Source organism: Algibacter luteus (assembly GCF_900141715.1).
Taxonomy (GTDB): domain Bacteria; phylum Bacteroidota; class Bacteroidia; order Flavobacteriales; family Flavobacteriaceae; genus Arenitalea; species Arenitalea lutea.
Window position 1 is genome coordinate 173,195 of sequence record NZ_FQYK01000003.1, and the last position, 16,355, is coordinate 189,549.

Annotated in this window: 15 protein-coding genes; 3 read left to right on the forward strand and 12 right to left on the reverse strand. The window is 32.5% G+C overall.

Annotated features, from left to right (window positions below; all coding sequences use genetic code 11):
* Window positions 1–105 precede the first annotated feature (105 nt).
* From rfbD to BUA46_RS06935, 9 genes are all read right to left on the reverse strand, one after another.
* Window positions 106–960: a dTDP-4-dehydrorhamnose reductase gene (gene rfbD, locus BUA46_RS06895; RefSeq protein ID WP_019388003.1), complete on the reverse strand. Its 855-nt coding sequence runs from the start codon at window positions 958–960 to the stop codon at window positions 106–108.
* Window positions 957–1,502 (reverse strand): dTDP-4-dehydrorhamnose 3,5-epimerase, encoded by a 546-nt coding sequence (rfbC, locus tag BUA46_RS06900; protein ID WP_019388002.1) that lies wholly within the window; start codon window positions 1,500–1,502, stop codon window positions 957–959. The genes rfbD and rfbC overlap by 4 nt, the downstream gene beginning before the upstream one ends.
* Window positions 1,503–1,508: 6 nt before the next feature.
* Window positions 1,509–2,366, reverse strand: a complete 858-nt coding sequence (gene rfbA, locus BUA46_RS06905) for a glucose-1-phosphate thymidylyltransferase RfbA (RefSeq protein WP_019388001.1) — start codon at window positions 2,364–2,366, stop codon at window positions 1,509–1,511.
* Entirely contained in the window at window positions 2,366–3,373 is a 1,008-nt protein-coding gene (rfbB, locus tag BUA46_RS06910; RefSeq protein ID WP_019388000.1) for a dTDP-glucose 4,6-dehydratase, read from the reverse strand. The genes rfbA and rfbB overlap by 1 nt, the downstream gene beginning before the upstream one ends.
* A gap of 2 nt (window positions 3,374–3,375) precedes the next feature.
* A complete protein-coding gene (locus BUA46_RS06915) occupies window positions 3,376–4,455 on the reverse strand; it encodes a hypothetical protein (protein ID WP_019387999.1) in 1,080 nt (359 codons plus the stop codon).
* A gap of 8 nt (window positions 4,456–4,463) precedes the next feature.
* Window positions 4,464–6,152: a DUF6909 family protein gene (locus tag BUA46_RS06920; RefSeq protein ID WP_019387998.1), complete on the reverse strand. Its 1,689-nt coding sequence runs from the start codon at window positions 6,150–6,152 to the stop codon at window positions 4,464–4,466.
* Window positions 6,153–6,246: 94 nt separating this feature from the next.
* Window positions 6,247–7,293, reverse strand: coding sequence for a GDP-L-fucose synthase family protein (locus tag BUA46_RS06925; protein WP_019387997.1), 1,047 nt, complete (start codon window positions 7,291–7,293; stop codon window positions 6,247–6,249).
* 70 nt (window positions 7,294–7,363) lie between these two features.
* A complete protein-coding gene (locus BUA46_RS06930) occupies window positions 7,364–8,848 on the reverse strand; it encodes a GH3 auxin-responsive promoter family protein (protein ID WP_019387996.1) in 1,485 nt (494 codons plus the stop codon).
* A 2-nt stretch (window positions 8,849–8,850) separates the two neighbouring features.
* Complete coding sequence (locus BUA46_RS06935) at window positions 8,851–9,720, reverse strand: M23 family metallopeptidase (RefSeq protein ID WP_019387995.1); 870 nt, start codon at window positions 9,718–9,720, stop codon at window positions 8,851–8,853.
* 163 nt (window positions 9,721–9,883) lie between these two features.
* Between BUA46_RS06935 and tatA the strand changes: the two genes are divergently transcribed.
* Window positions 9,884–10,066, forward strand: a complete 183-nt coding sequence (gene tatA / locus BUA46_RS06940; RefSeq protein ID WP_019387994.1) for a twin-arginine translocase TatA/TatE family subunit — start codon at window positions 9,884–9,886, stop codon at window positions 10,064–10,066.
* Between the two features lie 67 nt (window positions 10,067–10,133).
* Here tatA and BUA46_RS06945 read toward each other — a convergent pair whose 3' ends face one another.
* From BUA46_RS06945 to BUA46_RS06955, 3 genes are all read right to left on the reverse strand, one after another.
* Window positions 10,134–11,111 carry a DUF4837 family protein gene (locus BUA46_RS06945; protein WP_019387993.1) on the reverse strand — a complete coding sequence of 326 codons (978 nt, stop codon included), beginning with the start codon at window positions 11,109–11,111 and terminating at the stop codon, window positions 10,134–10,136.
* A 25-nt stretch (window positions 11,112–11,136) separates the two neighbouring features.
* Window positions 11,137–12,720, reverse strand: coding sequence for a LysM peptidoglycan-binding domain-containing protein (locus tag BUA46_RS06950; protein WP_019387992.1), 1,584 nt, complete (start codon window positions 12,718–12,720; stop codon window positions 11,137–11,139).
* Between the two features lie 75 nt (window positions 12,721–12,795).
* Window positions 12,796–13,983, reverse strand: coding sequence for a phosphoglycerate kinase (locus tag BUA46_RS06955; RefSeq protein WP_019387991.1), 1,188 nt, complete (start codon window positions 13,981–13,983; stop codon window positions 12,796–12,798).
* A gap of 294 nt (window positions 13,984–14,277) precedes the next feature.
* On the opposite strand from BUA46_RS06955, the gene BUA46_RS06960 reads away from it, so the two are divergent.
* Window positions 14,278–15,432, forward strand: a complete 1,155-nt coding sequence (locus BUA46_RS06960; RefSeq protein WP_019387990.1) for a DNA polymerase III subunit — start codon at window positions 14,278–14,280, stop codon at window positions 15,430–15,432.
* Window positions 15,432–16,355, forward strand: coding sequence for a diacylglycerol/lipid kinase family protein (locus BUA46_RS06965; protein WP_019387989.1), 924 nt, complete (start codon window positions 15,432–15,434; stop codon window positions 16,353–16,355). The genes BUA46_RS06960 and BUA46_RS06965 overlap by 1 nt, the downstream gene beginning before the upstream one ends.

Sequence of the window (16,355 nt, forward strand, 5' to 3'; positions counted from 1 at the left end):
AAATATAATGTTTCCCTAATTTAAATAATTCTTGACATTTCTTAAATTGGAAACGGTACTATACTTTTTAAAAACACCGAGCTAAACTTTTAATTGATTATCATTTTAACACAATAAAGCTTCTTTTAAACTGTCGCGCCAATGATGGATCTCAATGCCCAATTCTTTTTTAATCTTACTTTTATCTAAAACACTAAAAGACGGCCTTTTTGCCGGCGAATAATATTCTTCTTGCTTAATTGGTATCAATTTTATTTCGGTATGGCTTTCTTCAAAAATAGCTTTAGCGAAATCGTACCAACTAGCTATTCCTTCGTTACTATAATGATAAATACCGTAAGATTTTTTGTCAGAAATGATTAGCTTTATTAATACATTAGCCAAATCAGCAGCATATGTTGGAGATCCTACCTGATTGCAAACAACCTTTATCTCGTTATTTTTGGCGGCTAATTTAAGCATTGTTTTCATGAAATTGTTTCCGAATTTTGAGTACAACCATGAAGTTCTAATCACAAAATATTTTTCCAATAATTCAGAAATAGCAATTTCTCCTTTTAGTTTACTTTTTCCGTAAACATTCAATGGGTTTGGTTTATCGCTTTCGTTATAAAACGACGATTTATTACCATCGAAAACAAAATCTGTTGACAAATGAATTAGCACTACATCCTGTTTTTTGCATGCTTTAGCTAAATTTATTGGCCCTAATTCGTTTATCTTTCGAGCTAAATCGGGCTCAGATTCAGCTAAATCTACATTAGTGTATGCAGCACTATTTAAACAGTAGTCAAATTTATGTGAATCAAAAAACGAATTGACATGATTACTATTTGTAATATCTAAATCTTCTTTTGAAACAAAAATAAATTCTAATCCTAAATCATTTACTTCGTATAATTCTTTAATGGTTTTTCCTAATTGACCATTGGCACCCGTAACTAAAACTTTTTTTATCATCTGAATAGGTTTTCAAATGTTTCTAAGGTTTTGTCTTTTTCAGACACGATTATTTTTTCTTCAGGAAAATTCCAGTCAATATTTAACGTTTTATCATTGAAAATGATTCCAGATTCTGAATTCTTATCATAAAAATTATCACATTTATATGAAAAAATGGTGTTGTCTTCTAATACTATAAATCCGTGCGCAAAGCCTCTAGGAACATAAAGTTGAACTTTATTCAAACCATCCAATGTTATTGAAAAATGTTTTCCGAATGTTAGCGAATCTTTTCTTAAATCTACACATACATCCAAAACTCTCCCTTTTATAACTTGAACAAGTTTTGCTTGTGCAGCCTCTCCTTCTTGAAAATGAAGACCTCTAAGGACTCCTTTTGACGATTTTGATAAGTTGTCTTGAACAAAATGCGTTTTAATTCCTGTTTCTTTTGAAAAGACTTGCTCATTAAAGGTTTCTAAAAAGTAACCTCTGTCATCTTTGAAAACTTTAGGCATAATTACAAAGCAGCCTTTTAAATATGTTTCTTCAACTTTCATTTTATATTAGACTATTTGTTGAAGATAATCTCCATAACCACTTTTAAGCAACGGTAGAGCTAATTTTAATAATTGAGCTTTATTTATATAACCCATTTTATAAGCCACCTCCTCAATACAACCAATTTTTTGGCCTTGACGTTCCTCAATAACTTGAACGAACTGAGAAGCCTGCATTAATGAAGTGAACGTGCCTGTATCTAACCAAGCCGTTCCTTTATCTAAAATTTGAACATTTAGCTCGCCTTTATTTAAATACACCTTATTAACATCTGTGATTTCTAACTCACCACGTTTACTTGGTTTTATTGATTTAGCTATATCAACTACAGAGTTGTCGTAAAAATATATTCCAGGAACCGCAAAATTAGATTTTGGTTTTTCAGGTTTTTCTTCAATTGAAATGGCTTTACTGTTTTCGTCAAATTCGACCACACCATAGCGTTGCGGATCTTGAACATGATAAGCAAAAATAACACCGCCAATAGGGTCTATATTGTTTTGTAAAGTAACGTCTAAACCAGAACCGTAGAAAATATTATCTCCTAAAATTAAAGCCACACTATCATTTTCAATGAAACTTTCTCCAATAATAAATGCTTCTGCCAAACCTTTAGGCTCTTCTTGAACCGCATATTCAAATTTACATCCATAATCATATCCATCTCCTAAAAGGGCTTTAAAGTTGATTAAATCTTTTGAAGTTGATATAATTAGTATTTCTCTAATACCTGCAGATAAAAGAGTCGTTAGAGGATAATAAATCATGGGCTTATCGTAAACAGGCATAAGTTGTTTACTTACTACTTTTGTAAGTGGATACAATCTCGTTCCTGAGCCTCCAGCTAATATGATTCCTTTCATTATCCTTGATATTTATTTATATACCAATCTATGGTTTTTTTGATGCCTGTTTCAAAATTTTCCTGAGCCTGCCAGCCTAAATCTTTTTCTATTTTAGAAGCATCTATAGCATACCTAAAATCATGACCTGGTCTATCTTTTACAAAGGTAATTTGTTCTTTATAGGATTGTTTTTTAGGTAAGACTTTATCTAATATTTCGCATATGGCTTTTGCAATATATAAATTATTACGCTCGTTTTTACCTCCAATATTATAGGTTTCTCCTGTAACACCCTTATTGAACGCTAAATCTATTCCCTTACAATGATCTAAAACATATAACCAATCTCGGATATTTTTCCCATCACCATAAATTGGGATATTCTCACCTTTTAATGCTTTTCTAATAATAGTTGGAATTAATTTTTCGTCATGCTGTTTGGGTCCATAATTGTTCGAGCAATTCGTAGTAACAACATTCAAACCATACGTATGAAAATAGCTTCTTGCAATAAAATCTGACGATGCTTTTGAAGCACTGTAAGGGCTATTTGGTGCGTATGGGGTTTGTTCTGTAAACAGTCCTTCATCACCAAGGGTGCCATAAACCTCATCTGTTGAAATGTGTAGAAATCTGGATTTTTTATGCTCCTGTTTAACCATATGCGGTGATTCCATCCAATGGTTTTTTGCAACATCTAGTAAATTAAAAGTACCTAGAACATTTGTGTTTATAAATTCGTTAGGTGATTTTATTGAATTATCAACATGCGACTCTGCAGCGAAATGAATAACTCCAGTAAAATTATACTTTATAAATAAACTTTCAATCAAATCTCTATCACAAATATCCCCTTTTATAAACGTATAATTTTTATGATGTTTTATTTCTTCTAAATTAGAAAGCTCACCTGCATAGGTGAGCTTATCAATATTTACGATTTTAACAAGTGGGTGCTGCTCAAGAAAATAAACAATATAATTTGAGCCAATAAAACCAGCACCACCTGTTACTAGAATAGTCATTGTTATGCTTTTAACTTCTTATCTTCTTGAGATAAGTATTGTCCTAAACCTATTAACAAAAAGCCAATAAAAGTTATAGTAAATAACACTATTGGTAACACAAATTTCTTTTTGTCGGTCCATTCAGAAATATCATAACCGGCATCCGGAAAATCAGCAATAACGTTAACAATATTACTTTGAATTACAACGTCTTCTTGAATTTGTCTACGTTGTCTATCTATCACTGAAATCTTGTTAATTAATTCAGATTCATCGACAAGTAAAGAGGTTTGATCTTCACTGTTAGCCATAAAAAAATTCGTTCCAGAACCAACAACAGCTTCTTTTTTAGATTCGCGATCTCTAATATTCAAATATATATCCATTAAAGAATCAATTTTCTTCTGTTCGGCTATTAACGATAATTCCTGTGCCTCAAAATTCTTTAAGGTTACGTTTTTTAAATTTATTAAATAATCATTATCTGTTATTGCTTGAATGAATTTCCCTTTAAGTTTTCCAAAAATAAAGCGATCGGTTGATTCTACTCCAATTTTATGGCGATTAAAGCTATAGTAATCTATAGAACTCGTGAATGTATCATAGGTATACTCCTCTCTTGCAATAGAATCTAATCCTTCTTTAAACTCAACAAACATCTGCATTTTTTCATTCTCATCTATATCTGGTTCTATATAAAACCCTTTTAGTTTAGCTGCATCGGAAACTGGTATATTTAATTTTCTAGCCAATTCTAATGAGTCTTTATCTTTTTTGGCTAATTGATGAAGATATTTCATGTTTTCATATACCTGATGAGAAGAACTAAAATTAGTTTCTATAAACACATTCGCTCCATATTTATCCTCACTTAAATAATCAATAACAAAACCTAATACAAGTCCTAAAACGATTGCTAAAGCGTACCATTTTAATCGTTGAAAAACATGGATTAAAAACAATAATATAACTCTAAATATACCTTTAAAAATTGATGCTATAAAATCATATAATCGTTGAAACAAATTCCCTATTAGTTTGAACAATTGTCCTAAATCTACTTCTTCAGATTGGGATTTTTCTTGTAAATTTTTACTCATGATATAATTTAATTAAATATTTGTTCTAAAATAGTTCTTGTTATTAAATATGTTGGTTTCACGCCTGAAGTCCCCAAACCTCCTGATGCTAAAGTTGCGCCTGTTTTTAATGGATTATCACTAGCATAATAAGCATATCTTACTTTTACATCTGGTTTTATACTGCCTCGAACTTTTGAAGCCGCTTGGATTGCTTTTTGGTAATGTGCACCTTCCATTTCTAATCCAATCACCTGCCATGTGGAATTATAAAAGAATTTTAATATATCCTTATTTTGTAAAGAGGTTCCTAAAACTGTAATCATTGAACCTTTACATATATTTATGCCATGACCTTCTAAATCTTCCTTTTTTAATTCATTCTCAAAAGGATAATTGTCGGCAGTGCCTTCAAAAATATGAGCTGAAGGTATCATTATATCTCCTTTATCGCCTTCTAAAATACCGGCTTTTCCCATAATGGATATAGACTCTACATTAAGATGGTGTTTTTTTCCTTTTTGTTTATAAGGCTTTAGTAACTCATCTATGGTTTCGTAAGCTTGCTCACCAAAAGCATAATCCATGACTAATATAACAGGTTTATTTTGTTTTATACTAGTCTGAGAAATTTTAATATCCATTTTAGAAATGTCCAATTTAGTCGTATCAAATATTTGAACATCTATATTCGTCCCAGAAGTATCTTCTATATAAATCATGCCTTTTTGCAACGCTTCTTTTGTTACTTTATTGCGCAATAATTTATTTTCATTTTTACTTAAAGATTGATAGACCGTAAAAATGTCTTGTTTATGTGAATTAGGCTTTAGCGCATTAAAAGCGTACAGCGTATTCATAACACTATGCATATTAGCACTTATGATATGAATTGGTCTTTCTAATAAATCATTTTTAAAAAGTGTGTCTTTGATTTCGTCAGCCCAAATTTCCCCATGGATATGATGCCCAATTCGTTCTCTTAAAACAGGGCTAAATGTAATTGTGCGTTTGTTATTATTTATTAATTCTTCTATGGCCAATTTACCCAACCAATAAACTATATGTAATAACCTTTCAGGTTGTGAAGGTTTAGCAAACGCCTTATAAACCGTACTTAACTCATTAAACGTTCTCCCTAAAATATTAGCTGTGTGAGTAATAGCTACCTCTCTTTCTTCTTGAGTAAGCTTCTTTTTAGATAAAACTGCCTTTTCTAATTTAATCCAGTCTCTGGTGGTGGATCCTTGCTCGTCAATTAATACACGTTTACTTATTTTATGCGATTCAATAAAAAGAAAAGTTAAGTGGGTAAGAATATCATAAATTTCAGAACGCCCTCTGGTAATCTCAATATTCATTTGTTCGTTGTCAATCCTATAACAGTTTCGACGGCGTTTCTCTGGAATTATAGGTTTGAAGTGCGATTCTGAATAGCCTTCATCACTTGTTAAGTTAATAAACGTGCATTCTTCTATACCTTGTGGCAATCTATCTATAACATAAATTAAGCCTTCTAGTTCTGCTTTTTCATCTCCAATAGAACCGTAAATTTCTGGTCTTAAAAGTAATAATGCATTTCGTAGTGTTTCACCAGAAATACCCATTGGTTTGTAGAAACCTCTATTAAATAAATGGCGCATAGTAACGTACATTCTTTCAATAGCGTTTGAGCTTTCTTGAGCTCTAGTTCTTTCATGATGCTTTTTACGACTCATAGTTTGGTTTGGTTGTGGCAAATATACTACTATTTTGATTTAATTTAACCGAAGTAAATCGAGGAAAACAATAATGTGATTTTAGTGGTCTAACTTATTTATTTAGGTACCATTGATAAAGTTTTTCAACCCCTTCTTCTATTTCTATTTTATATTGCCAGCCCATGTTATTTATTTTTGATACATCTGTTAGTTTTCTAGGTGTACCATCGGGTTTATCGTGATTAAATACTAACTCGCCTTTATACCCTACAGTATCTTTAATTATTTCAGCAAGTCTTTTAATAGAAATATCTTTTCCTGTGCCAATGTTTATGTGTGTATTAAGTATTTCTCCATTTTTTTCAGAATAAGTGTCTTTAAAATCACAGTTTTCCATTAAAAAAACACATGCCTCACCCATCTCTTCACTCCATAAAAACTCTCTTTTGGGTTTACCTGTCCCCCAAATTTCAACGCTAGTTTCTGTAACCCCAAAAGGTAATAAGTATGTTTTGGCTTCTTTAATAGAATCAACGTTCAGGTCTTTTAACACCTCATCATATTTCGATTCAGATAATAATTTAGCCAAATGAATTTTTCTAATTAATGCAGGTAGCACATGCGATGTTTCTAAATCAAAATTATCGTTAGGACCATAAAGATTAGTTGGCATAACAGAAATGAAATTTGTGCCATATTGTAAATTATAGCTCTCGCACATTTTAATCCCTGCAATTTTTGCAATCGCATAAGGTTCATTGGTATACTCAAGTGGCCCTGTTAACAAACTATTCTCTTTCATAGGCTGAGACGCGTTTTTAGGGTAAATACAGGTGCTCCCTAAAAACAATAATTTTTTAACGTTATTTAAATAACATTGGTGAATAACATTGTTCTGTACCATTAAATTCTCATAAATAAAATCAGCTCTATACTTATTATTGGCAAGTATTCCGCCAACCTTAGCAGCTGCTAGTACAACATATTCAGGTTTTTCCTTTTCAAAAAATTTAATAACATCTTCCTGAATGAGCAAATCTAATTCCTTATGAGTTCTAGTTATTAAATTAGTATATCCTTTACTTTTTAGGTTTTTAAGAATTGTAGATCCCACAAGCCCTTTATGGCCAGCAACATATATTTTTGAATTTTTTTCCATTTCTTAATTAATTTAATATTACCATTTGACTCGAAACAATAATCTTTTAAGACTTTGCATTTAGAATAGATCAACAAAAACGTTCAACAATTTTCCTGTCATTAGACAATCTAGGTAATTTATTCTGCCCACCCAATTTCCCGACAGATTTCATATACTCTTGAAAACCTCCAGTTTTTACTTTTGTAATCTTGAGTGGCTGCAACACTTTACCTTCAATTAGATCGAAATAATAAGAGTTTTGTTTTTGAAGTGACTCGTCTATTTTTTTCGCTAAAGCCGATAGGTTGTCTGGTTCATTTTCAAATTCTATAAACCATTCGTGATATGGCAACCCCTCATTAGGATTAATTTGAGGCGCCACAGTAAATTCTGAAACTCTAATATTTGTATTTGCCGTTGCTTCTTGAATGGCTTGCTCTACCTCTTTACCTATTACGTGCTCACCAAATGCCGAAATAAAATGTTTTATCCGTCCTGATACTATAACACGATATGGTTTTGTTGATGTAAACTCTACAGTATCTCCAATATTATAAGCCCATAAACCTGCATTAGTTGAGATAATCATGACATAATTTACACCAAGCTCAACATCTTTAATGGTGATACGTTTTGGGTTGTCTTCAAAAAATTCATCTGCTTTAATAAACTCGTAAAAAATACCCGAATTTAACTGAAGTAGCATCCCTTTTTCATCCTGTTTATCTTGAAAAGCAAAAAAACCTTCACTTGCAGGATACAATTCTATACTATCTACTTTTCTGCCTATTAGATTTTCAAATTTAGCCCTGTAAGGTTCGTAATTTACACCTCCAAATATAAATAAGTTGAAGTTTTTAAATACATCACCTACTTTTTTTCCTGTTTTCTGTTGAATTTTTTCAAAATACATTTGAACCCAAGAAGGGATTCCAGAAATAACTGTCATGTTTTCGGGTAAAGTTTCTTCAACTATTTTATCAACCTTTGTTTCCCAATCTTCAATACAGTTAGTCTCCCAAGAAGGCAACCTGTTTTTTTGCAAATATTTAGGCACATAATGGGCTACTATACCTGATAAACGCCCTAGCTGAATGCCGTTTTGCTCTTTTAAAATAGGACTTCCTTGTAAAAAAATCATTTTCCCATCTACAAATTTGGCGTTTCCAGTTTCATGAATATACATCAAAATAGCGTTTCTTGCTGCTTCAATATGCGATGGCATACTCTCTTTTGTGATTGGAATATATTTCGATCCTGAGGTTGTACCGGATGTTTTGGCAAAATAAATTGGTTTTCCTTTCCAAAGAATATCTTCTTCACCAGCAACTACTTTTTCAACATAAGGCTTTAAGTCTTCGTAATCTCTTATTGGAACACGTTTTACAAAATCCTCATGATTATTAATACTTACAAAATCATGATCTTTTCCGAATTGTGTTTGTGTAGCCTCAGAAATTAAATCTTGAAATACGCGATTCTGAGTTTCATTTGGATGCGTTGCCCATTTTTGGATCTTTTTATAAATACGTTTTGCAAAAGGTTTTGCCAATGCAGACTTTAATGAAATCATATCTATTTAAAATCTATAAAATTAGTTGGGTTAATGGGATAACCATCATTCCAAAGTTCAAAATGCAAATGTGGTCCTGTTGAAAGTTCGCCAGTATCTCCTGCCGTTGCAATTACTTCTCCTGCTTTAACTAAATCACCTTGACTTTTTGTTAAGGATGCATTATGCTTGTAAACCGAAATTAAACCATAACTATGCTCTAGAATGATTACGTAACCTGTGCTAGCGGTCCATTCTGCAAAAACCACAATGCCATCGGCAGTTGCTTTTATTGGTGTATCTTTTGCTAATACAATATCTACTGCATAGTGCTTTTCTTTTGCATTGTATGGTTCACTTATAGTGCCATTTACAGGCGGAAATAAAACAAAATTAGTGGCTGAGGTTGCCGATTCAAACAAGTTATATTTATCCTCTTTATTTACTTTTTCACGAAGGAGTGAATCCTCGGCAATGGGCGTTAAATCTACTTCGCTAGCTTCTAGTTTTACAGCCTGAACAATTGAGTCTTTATTAAAGTTTATCGCATTTAAATCGCCTGTTAACACTTTTTTAATAGACTCATAATATCGATCGTTCATAGCTATAACACGTTGCAAAGAATCCGTTTTATAACTTAATTCCGTAGCTTTCTTTTTTAGGGCTGTAGAAGAATATCCAGGGATATATTCTCTTAGCGGAGTAAATGCAATAAGCAAGTAAGTTAATGTGATAAAAAAAATAGCAACCAAAGAGCTCATCACAAAGACATTGAGTCGCGTTAATTTAAACGACAAACGTTCTTCAAAAGTATTTTCGTTAAGTATCATCAATCGATACTTATCGAGTAATTTTCGCTTTATCTTTTTGGGTTTCTTTTTCTTGTTTGCCATGTTGAAACAAAAATAAATAGAATTTATTTAATATTATTGGTTTTAACCAAGAGTGTTTTTTATTCTCTTAGGCTATATTCTGATATATAGAATATGCTAAAGTTATGCATAAAACGATTTTATTTAACTTTAATTATTAACTTTGCTTTTTAAAATCATTATTATGAATTTACTTATGATACCCTTAGCTATCGGGCCTTGGCAAATAGCATTAATAGTTGTGGTTGTTTTACTGTTATTTGGAGGTAAAAAAATACCAGAATTGATGCGTGGATTGGGCAGTGGAATTAAAGAATTTAAAGACGCTAGCAAAGAAGAAGAAACTTCAGAAGATAAAAAAGATTAAACTAAATTTCCTGATAGAAAAAAACCAGCTCATTGAGCTGGTTTTCTTTTTATAATGTCTTCTTTATCTATTCAATTTTTGCTGATTTAATTATAGCTTCAAGTTCCAGCATATAATTTCGTTTTTCAACCGATGGTGCAAAGGCAAAACCTTCAATAACTACCCAACGCTTGTTTATTTTATCTTCAATGGCATAATTTATAAAAGGCCCTCCCATAAACGCATTTTTAACATCCCAAATACCTTTAGTTTCTAGGGTTGGTTTATTATCAATAATGGTTTCTCCGTGAAAAGGTGTATACGCATTTTCGGTAATAAGATAGGAGCCTTCCACGGGGCCTTCAATATGTTCTTTACCAATAGAATCTCTAATTTTTATAATTTGATTTACAACACTGTCATTTCTTATAATCGCGTCATATGGCAATTCATATATCATCAAATTATTTGTTCCAGTGGTTATATCTTTTCTAATCCAGAAGAAATTATCTGTTTCTATGGCAATGCGATAAATAGATGCAAACTGAATGGTTAACCCTAGTTTTTCCTTAATGGCAGTAAAACGATGAGGTGATTTAGACATTTGCCTGAGTCTTTCGGCTAATTCTTCATTTCTAAAAGTGTCTATAATTTTGTCTTCATTTGCCTTTAAAACTTCGATAATTTCTTCTTTGGTTTTTCCAAAAACCGTAATTACTTTCTGAGGTTTGGCATATACGTCTTCGGCAATGTTCATACCCGCTTCTTTATTGGTTTCAATTTTTAGAACCGTTCTGTTTTTAGTAACAAAACCAGAAAAAACAGCTGGTGGAATTTGACTAATAGTAAATGTTGGCTCGTCTTGTGGTAAACCGTAAATTGGTTTTGCCAAAACATTTCTTATCGCATCTCCAACACGGCCATCCCATAACTCATTTTCGGCAACAACCGAAACGTTATTGATGGCACCAGAGGCGTCCGGAAGAAATTTTTCGTTACTTGATTTTTTATCTCCACAAGAAGTGAAAAGGGTAACTGTAAATACTAAATAAAGAAGATTTCGCATAATATTTTTTAAATTTTAAAGCGTTTTAACCTTTAGATATTTTAAGTTTCATACCTGGTTTTAATTTACTACCACTAATACCATTCCAATCTTTAATGTTTTGGATAGAAACTCCAGGAAATTTTTGAGAAATACTCCAAAGCGAATCTCCGCTTTGTACAATATAGGTTACTACTTCTCCTGCTATAGGTTTTGGTTTTGTTGTCGATTTTGTAGAAACTGGCTTGTTTACAACTGGCTTTCTTGGATAAATAGTTAATCTTTGACCGATACTTAAATTGTTACTTCTTAGTCCGTTCCATCTTTTAATATCGCTCACTCTAACCGAATACATTCTAGAAATTTTCCCCAAATAATCACCAGATTTTACTCTATAAGTAACTTTATCGTTCGCATTAAAAAACTGCGGTAAAGGCTTTTCCCGTTTATCAAATTCCGCTTTGGCATAAGCATAAATTTGTTCCTCGTTATTTACAAACTCTCCTATCACATCAATTGGTAATCTGAGGGTGTAATTTTCGTCTTTAACAAAAGGAATAATATCTAATTTATATGACGGGTTTAAAAACTGAAGTTTCTCAATGGGCGTTCCGGTAAGTTCTGAAACTTGGTCGAGGGTTATCATCTGTTTAACTCTAACCGTATCTGTTTCAAAATAAGCCAATTCTGGTTTGTATTTCTTAAACCCATGCTCTTCGGCATATTCAAAAATGTACATATGCGCTAAAAAGGCTGGTAAATAACCTGCTGTTTCACGCGGAAGGTTATGCCTAATATTCCAATAATTTTGATAACCTCCAGAACGACGAATCGCTTTTGAAACATTTCCTGGTCCAGAATTGTATGCTGCCAAAGCCAAATCCCAATCGCCAAATATTTTATATAATCGCGCCAAATATTTTGCAGCTGCTTCGGTAGATTTTATAGGGTCGCTTCGCTCATCAACATAACTGCTTACATCTAATCCGTACATTTTACCCGTACTAAACATAAACTGCCAAATACCTGTTGCACCAACTCTAGATTTTGCTCGTGGCTTTAAAGCAGACTCCACAATGGCTAAATATTTTACTTCTAAAGGGATGTCATAAAGATCTAATTCCCTTTCGAACATTGGGAAATAAAAGGCACTTAATGTGATGAGTTTTTGAATGGAGTTACGCCTATTTTTTAAATATCCTTTTATGACACTTTCTAATGAAGGATTGTATTCTACATTAAAGGGTGTTCTAGCATCAAGCTCTTTTAGGCGAGCCTTGAGTACATCGGTTGGTAATTCTGGATAATCAACAGATTTATAATCTAGATTTTGTACCGAATTATAAATGGTATCAAATAAATTATTGCTATAGAGTTCTTCGTACCACTTGTCATCAAGTTGGGCAGCAAACTCGTTATCTTTTAAATTATTTATTGATGTGCTGTCAACCTCTGCTTCAATTACTTTATTAACAACTGGGTTGTCTTGAATTTCAGCGTTTTTTACTGGAACATTTTGGACCAGAATAGTGTCTTTGATTTTATTGCTTGAAGGAATAGAATCTAGGGCTTGCGAAAAGCAAATCCCTGTATTTATGAAGCATACTATTATAAAAAATCGAAAAGCCATAATATCTATTCCGTTAATGAATGATGTTATGGCTAAATTCGTATTTTTAAAGGTAATTTGAAAACTTATTTCAAATTATTCTAGAATGGCTGCAATTCCAGGAAGTGTTTTTCCTTCTAAACTTTCTAACATAGCACCACCTCCGGTACTTACGTAACTTACTTTATCTTCAAAACCAAATTGCTTAACGGCAGCAACAGAATCACCTCCTCCAACTAATGAAAAGGCTCCTTTTTTAGTAGCTTCAGCAATAGAATTTCCAAGTTCAATGGTGCCATTGGCAAATTTTTCCATTTCAAAAACACCTAAAGGACCATTCCATAATATGGTTTTAGATTGCATTACCACATCGTGAAACAAAGCAATAGATTTTGGTCCAGCATCAACACCTTCCCATCCGTCTGGAATTTCATTAATATCTACAGTTTGCGTATTGGCATCGTTACTAAAAGCATCGGCAGCAACCGTATCAACAGGAATATGAACTTGTACATTTTTAGCTTTTGCTTGCTTTAAAATTTCTAAAGCCAAAGGCATTTTATCGTCTTCACAAATAGAATTTCCTATTTTTCCGCCTTGTGCTTTTACAAACGTAAATGCCATACCACCACCAATAATCAAGTGGTCTACTTTATCTAATATATTTTCAATAATAGTGATTTTTGAAGACACTTTAGCACCACCAAGAATAGCTAAAACAGGTTTTTCGCCCGTTTTCATTACTTTATTAATGCTTTCAATTTCTTGAGCTAATAAATTTCCGAAGCACTTTTTGCCTTCAAAAAATTGAGCAACAATAGTTGTAGAGGCATGTGCTCTATGCGCTGTGCCAAAGGCATCGTTTACGTATATATCTCCTAATTTTGATAATTTTTCGGCAAACCCAACATCGCCTGCAGTTTCTTCTTTGTAGAAACGTAAGTTTTCTAATAATAAAATTTGTCCTGGTTCTAAACTAGCAGCGGCAGCTTCAACTTCGTCGCCAATACAATCGTTCACCGTTTTTACTTCAACGCCTAAAATATCTTCCACTTTATTGGCAATATGTTTTAATGAAAACTCATCTTGAAATCCTTTTGGTCGACCTAAATGAGACATTAAAATACAGCTTCCGCCATCTTCTAAAATTTTTATAATAGTAGGTTTGGCAGATACAATTCTTGTAGCATCTGTAACTTCAAATTTTTCATTTAAAGGCACGTTAAAATCTACTCGAATTAATGCTTTTTTATTTTCGAAATTAAAATCGTTAAGCGTTTTCATTTATCTATATGTTTTTGTTTCTTAGTATTTTGAACAACAAATGTAACTAAATATAGAGGGATAAAAAATGACTTTTTTCACGAAAACGATGTAGCTTGAAAGAAATATTTAATTTTCTTGAAAAACGCGATTTTGCGTTAGGGATTGAGGTATTGTTGAAGCTCTCCCGATTTTTTTATCGGGAAGCGACTACCGAAAGCCCGACCCTTGTGGTAACGCCCTAATAATATTTTATATCTCAATTACTGTATTTTTGGTGCTTTGCATCTAATAAAATTGATTTACTTTTGTTTTATGCTTTTTGAAGACATATTAGGTCAAGACCACATAAAAAAACACCTTACGCAAAGTGTAGATAATGGCAGAATACCGCATGCTCAACTATTTGTTGGCAATGAAGGTTCTGGCACTTTACCTTTGGCTTTGGCTTATGCACAATATATTTTATGTGCGAATTCCGGCGGTGAAAATAATACAGGAAATCAAGCTTGTAACTTGAAGTTTCAAAATTTTTCGCACCCAGATTTGCATTTTGCTTTCCCTGTGACTACTAGCGATAAAGTGAAAAGCAAACCGGTTTCTAGTTTTTATCTTGAAGAATGGCGCCAACTTTTAAAAGAACAACCTTATGGTAACTTATTTGATTGGTACAAATTGCTTGGGGTTGATAATAAACAGGGGCAAATTGGGGTTGATGAGGCTTACGAAATTGTAAAATCGCTTTCGCTGAAAGCTTACGAAGGCGGTTATAAAGTGATGCTGATTTGGATGGCAGAAAAAATGAATACGGCCTGCGCCAATAAACTGCTAAAACTAATAGAAGAACCGCCTAATAAAACGATATTTTTGTTAATCGCTGAAGATGAAGAATCGATTATTAGCACGATTAGATCGCGTTGCCAGATTTTACATTTTCCGCCTTTAGCTGAAGATGTGATTAAAAATGCGCTAGTAAAACAGTATAATATTGAAATGGGTGTTGCTACAAAAATTGCACATCAATCTAACGGAAATTATAACAAGGCTTGCGATTTGGTGTATCAAGATTCTGAAGATACCCAGTTTGAAACTTGGTTTGTTTTCTGGATTAGAAGCGCTTTTAAAGCCAAAGGTAATAAAGCAGCAATTCACGATTTAATTTCTTGGAGTGAAGATATTGCTAAAACAGGAAGAGAAACCCAAAAACAATTTCTTAATTTTTGTTTAGATTTTTTTCGTCAGGCATTGCTATTGAATTATAATGCTACCGACTTAGTTTACCTTGAACCACAGACTGAAAAATTTAAACTTGAAAATTTTGCCCCTTTCATCCATGGGAACAATATTATGGATATAAGCAACGAATTGCAAGATGCTATTTACCATATAGAGCGTAACGGGAATTCTAAAATTATATTGACAGATTTGTCGATTAAATTAACACGACTACTTCATAAAAAAGCAGCCTAATGAGTGCTGCTCCTGTAACATGGTTTGTTATTATTAACCCAACTTCGGGCAATGGTTTGAGCCGGAAAAAATGGCCAAACATTAAAGCGCTGTTTAAAAAATATGAATTTAACTTTCAATTTGAATTTACAAAATACCCGAAACACAGTACTGAACTTTTACATCAAGCTTTAATACAAAACATAAAGCATTTTATTTGTGTTGGTGGTGATGGGACTTTACATAATATGGTAAATGCTATTATGACTCAAAATCTCATACCAACAGCAGAGATTAAAGTTGGAGTTATTCCTATTGGAACTGGCAACGATTGGGTGAAAACACATAACATACCAAAAGATTTTGAAAGCTGCATTCAAATTATAAAAAATGGCCAATTGAAGACCCAAGATGTTGGTAAAATTGTAATATGTAACAACTCAAATAAACCCATTTTTTTTATTAATCTAGCCGGTATTGGTTTTGACGGATTTGTTGTAAGTAAAGTTCATAAATTTAAACACCTTGGAGCTATTGCTTATTTATACGGAACTATAATAAGTTTATTTAGGTTTAAGAATTTTAAGGCTAAAGTTGTTTCCAAATCTGAAACGATTTCTGGAGAAACTTTAATGATTCTTATCGGTTTGTGCCAGTATTCTGGTGGAGGTATGCAACTTACAGAAAGTGCAAATCCGTTTGATGGATTATTAGATATTTCGGTCGCTAGGAATTTAAGAAAGTTAGAAATTGTGAGTAATCTTTCTAAATTATTTAATGGAAATATTACCAAACACTACAAAGTGAAAACGTTTAAAACAGAAGTTTTAACTGTTGAAATTGATCAAATAAAGGAGCCATTAATACAAGCTGATGGTGAACTTGTGGGTTCTGGTGGTTTTGAAGCCTTTATTATACCAAAAGCGTTTTCTTTTTACGCGTAA

Bases quoted from the DNA above. Each gene is read 5' to 3' on its own strand.
- rfbC (WP_019388002.1), bottom strand. From the start codon at position 1,502: ATGAAAGTTGAAGAAACATATTTAAAAGGCTGCTTTGTAATTATGCCT.
- BUA46_RS06920 (WP_019387998.1), bottom strand. From the start codon at position 6,152: ATGAGTCGTAAAAAGCATCATGAAAGAACTAGAGCTCAAGAAAGCTCA.
- BUA46_RS06945 (WP_019387993.1), bottom strand. From the start codon at position 11,111: ATGCGAAATCTTCTTTATTTAGTATTTACAGTTACCCTTTTCACTTCT.
- rfbA (WP_019388001.1), bottom strand. From the start codon at position 2,366: ATGAAAGGAATCATATTAGCTGGAGGCTCAGGAACGAGATTGTATCCA.
- BUA46_RS06925 (WP_019387997.1), bottom strand. From the start codon at position 7,293: ATGGAAAAAAATTCAAAAATATATGTTGCTGGCCATAAAGGGCTTGTG.
- BUA46_RS06930 (WP_019387996.1), bottom strand. From the start codon at position 8,848: ATGATTTCATTAAAGTCTGCATTGGCAAAACCTTTTGCAAAACGTATT.
- BUA46_RS06950 (WP_019387992.1), bottom strand. From the start codon at position 12,720: ATGGCTTTTCGATTTTTTATAATAGTATGCTTCATAAATACAGGGATT.
- BUA46_RS06915 (WP_019387999.1), bottom strand. From the start codon at position 4,455: ATGAGTAAAAATTTACAAGAAAAATCCCAATCTGAAGAAGTAGATTTA.
- BUA46_RS06960 (WP_019387990.1), top strand. From the start codon at position 14,278: ATGCTTTTTGAAGACATATTAGGTCAAGACCACATAAAAAAACACCTT.
- BUA46_RS06965 (WP_019387989.1), top strand. From the start codon at position 15,432: ATGAGTGCTGCTCCTGTAACATGGTTTGTTATTATTAACCCAACTTCG.
- BUA46_RS06935 (WP_019387995.1), bottom strand. From the start codon at position 9,720: ATGGCAAACAAGAAAAAGAAACCCAAAAAGATAAAGCGAAAATTACTC.
- BUA46_RS06955 (WP_019387991.1), bottom strand. From the start codon at position 13,983: ATGAAAACGCTTAACGATTTTAATTTCGAAAATAAAAAAGCATTAATT.
- tatA (WP_019387994.1), top strand. From the start codon at position 9,884: ATGAATTTACTTATGATACCCTTAGCTATCGGGCCTTGGCAAATAGCA.
- rfbB (WP_019388000.1), bottom strand. From the start codon at position 3,373: ATGACTATTCTAGTAACAGGTGGTGCTGGTTTTATTGGCTCAAATTAT.
- rfbD (WP_019388003.1), bottom strand. From the start codon at position 960: ATGATAAAAAAAGTTTTAGTTACGGGTGCCAATGGTCAATTAGGAAAA.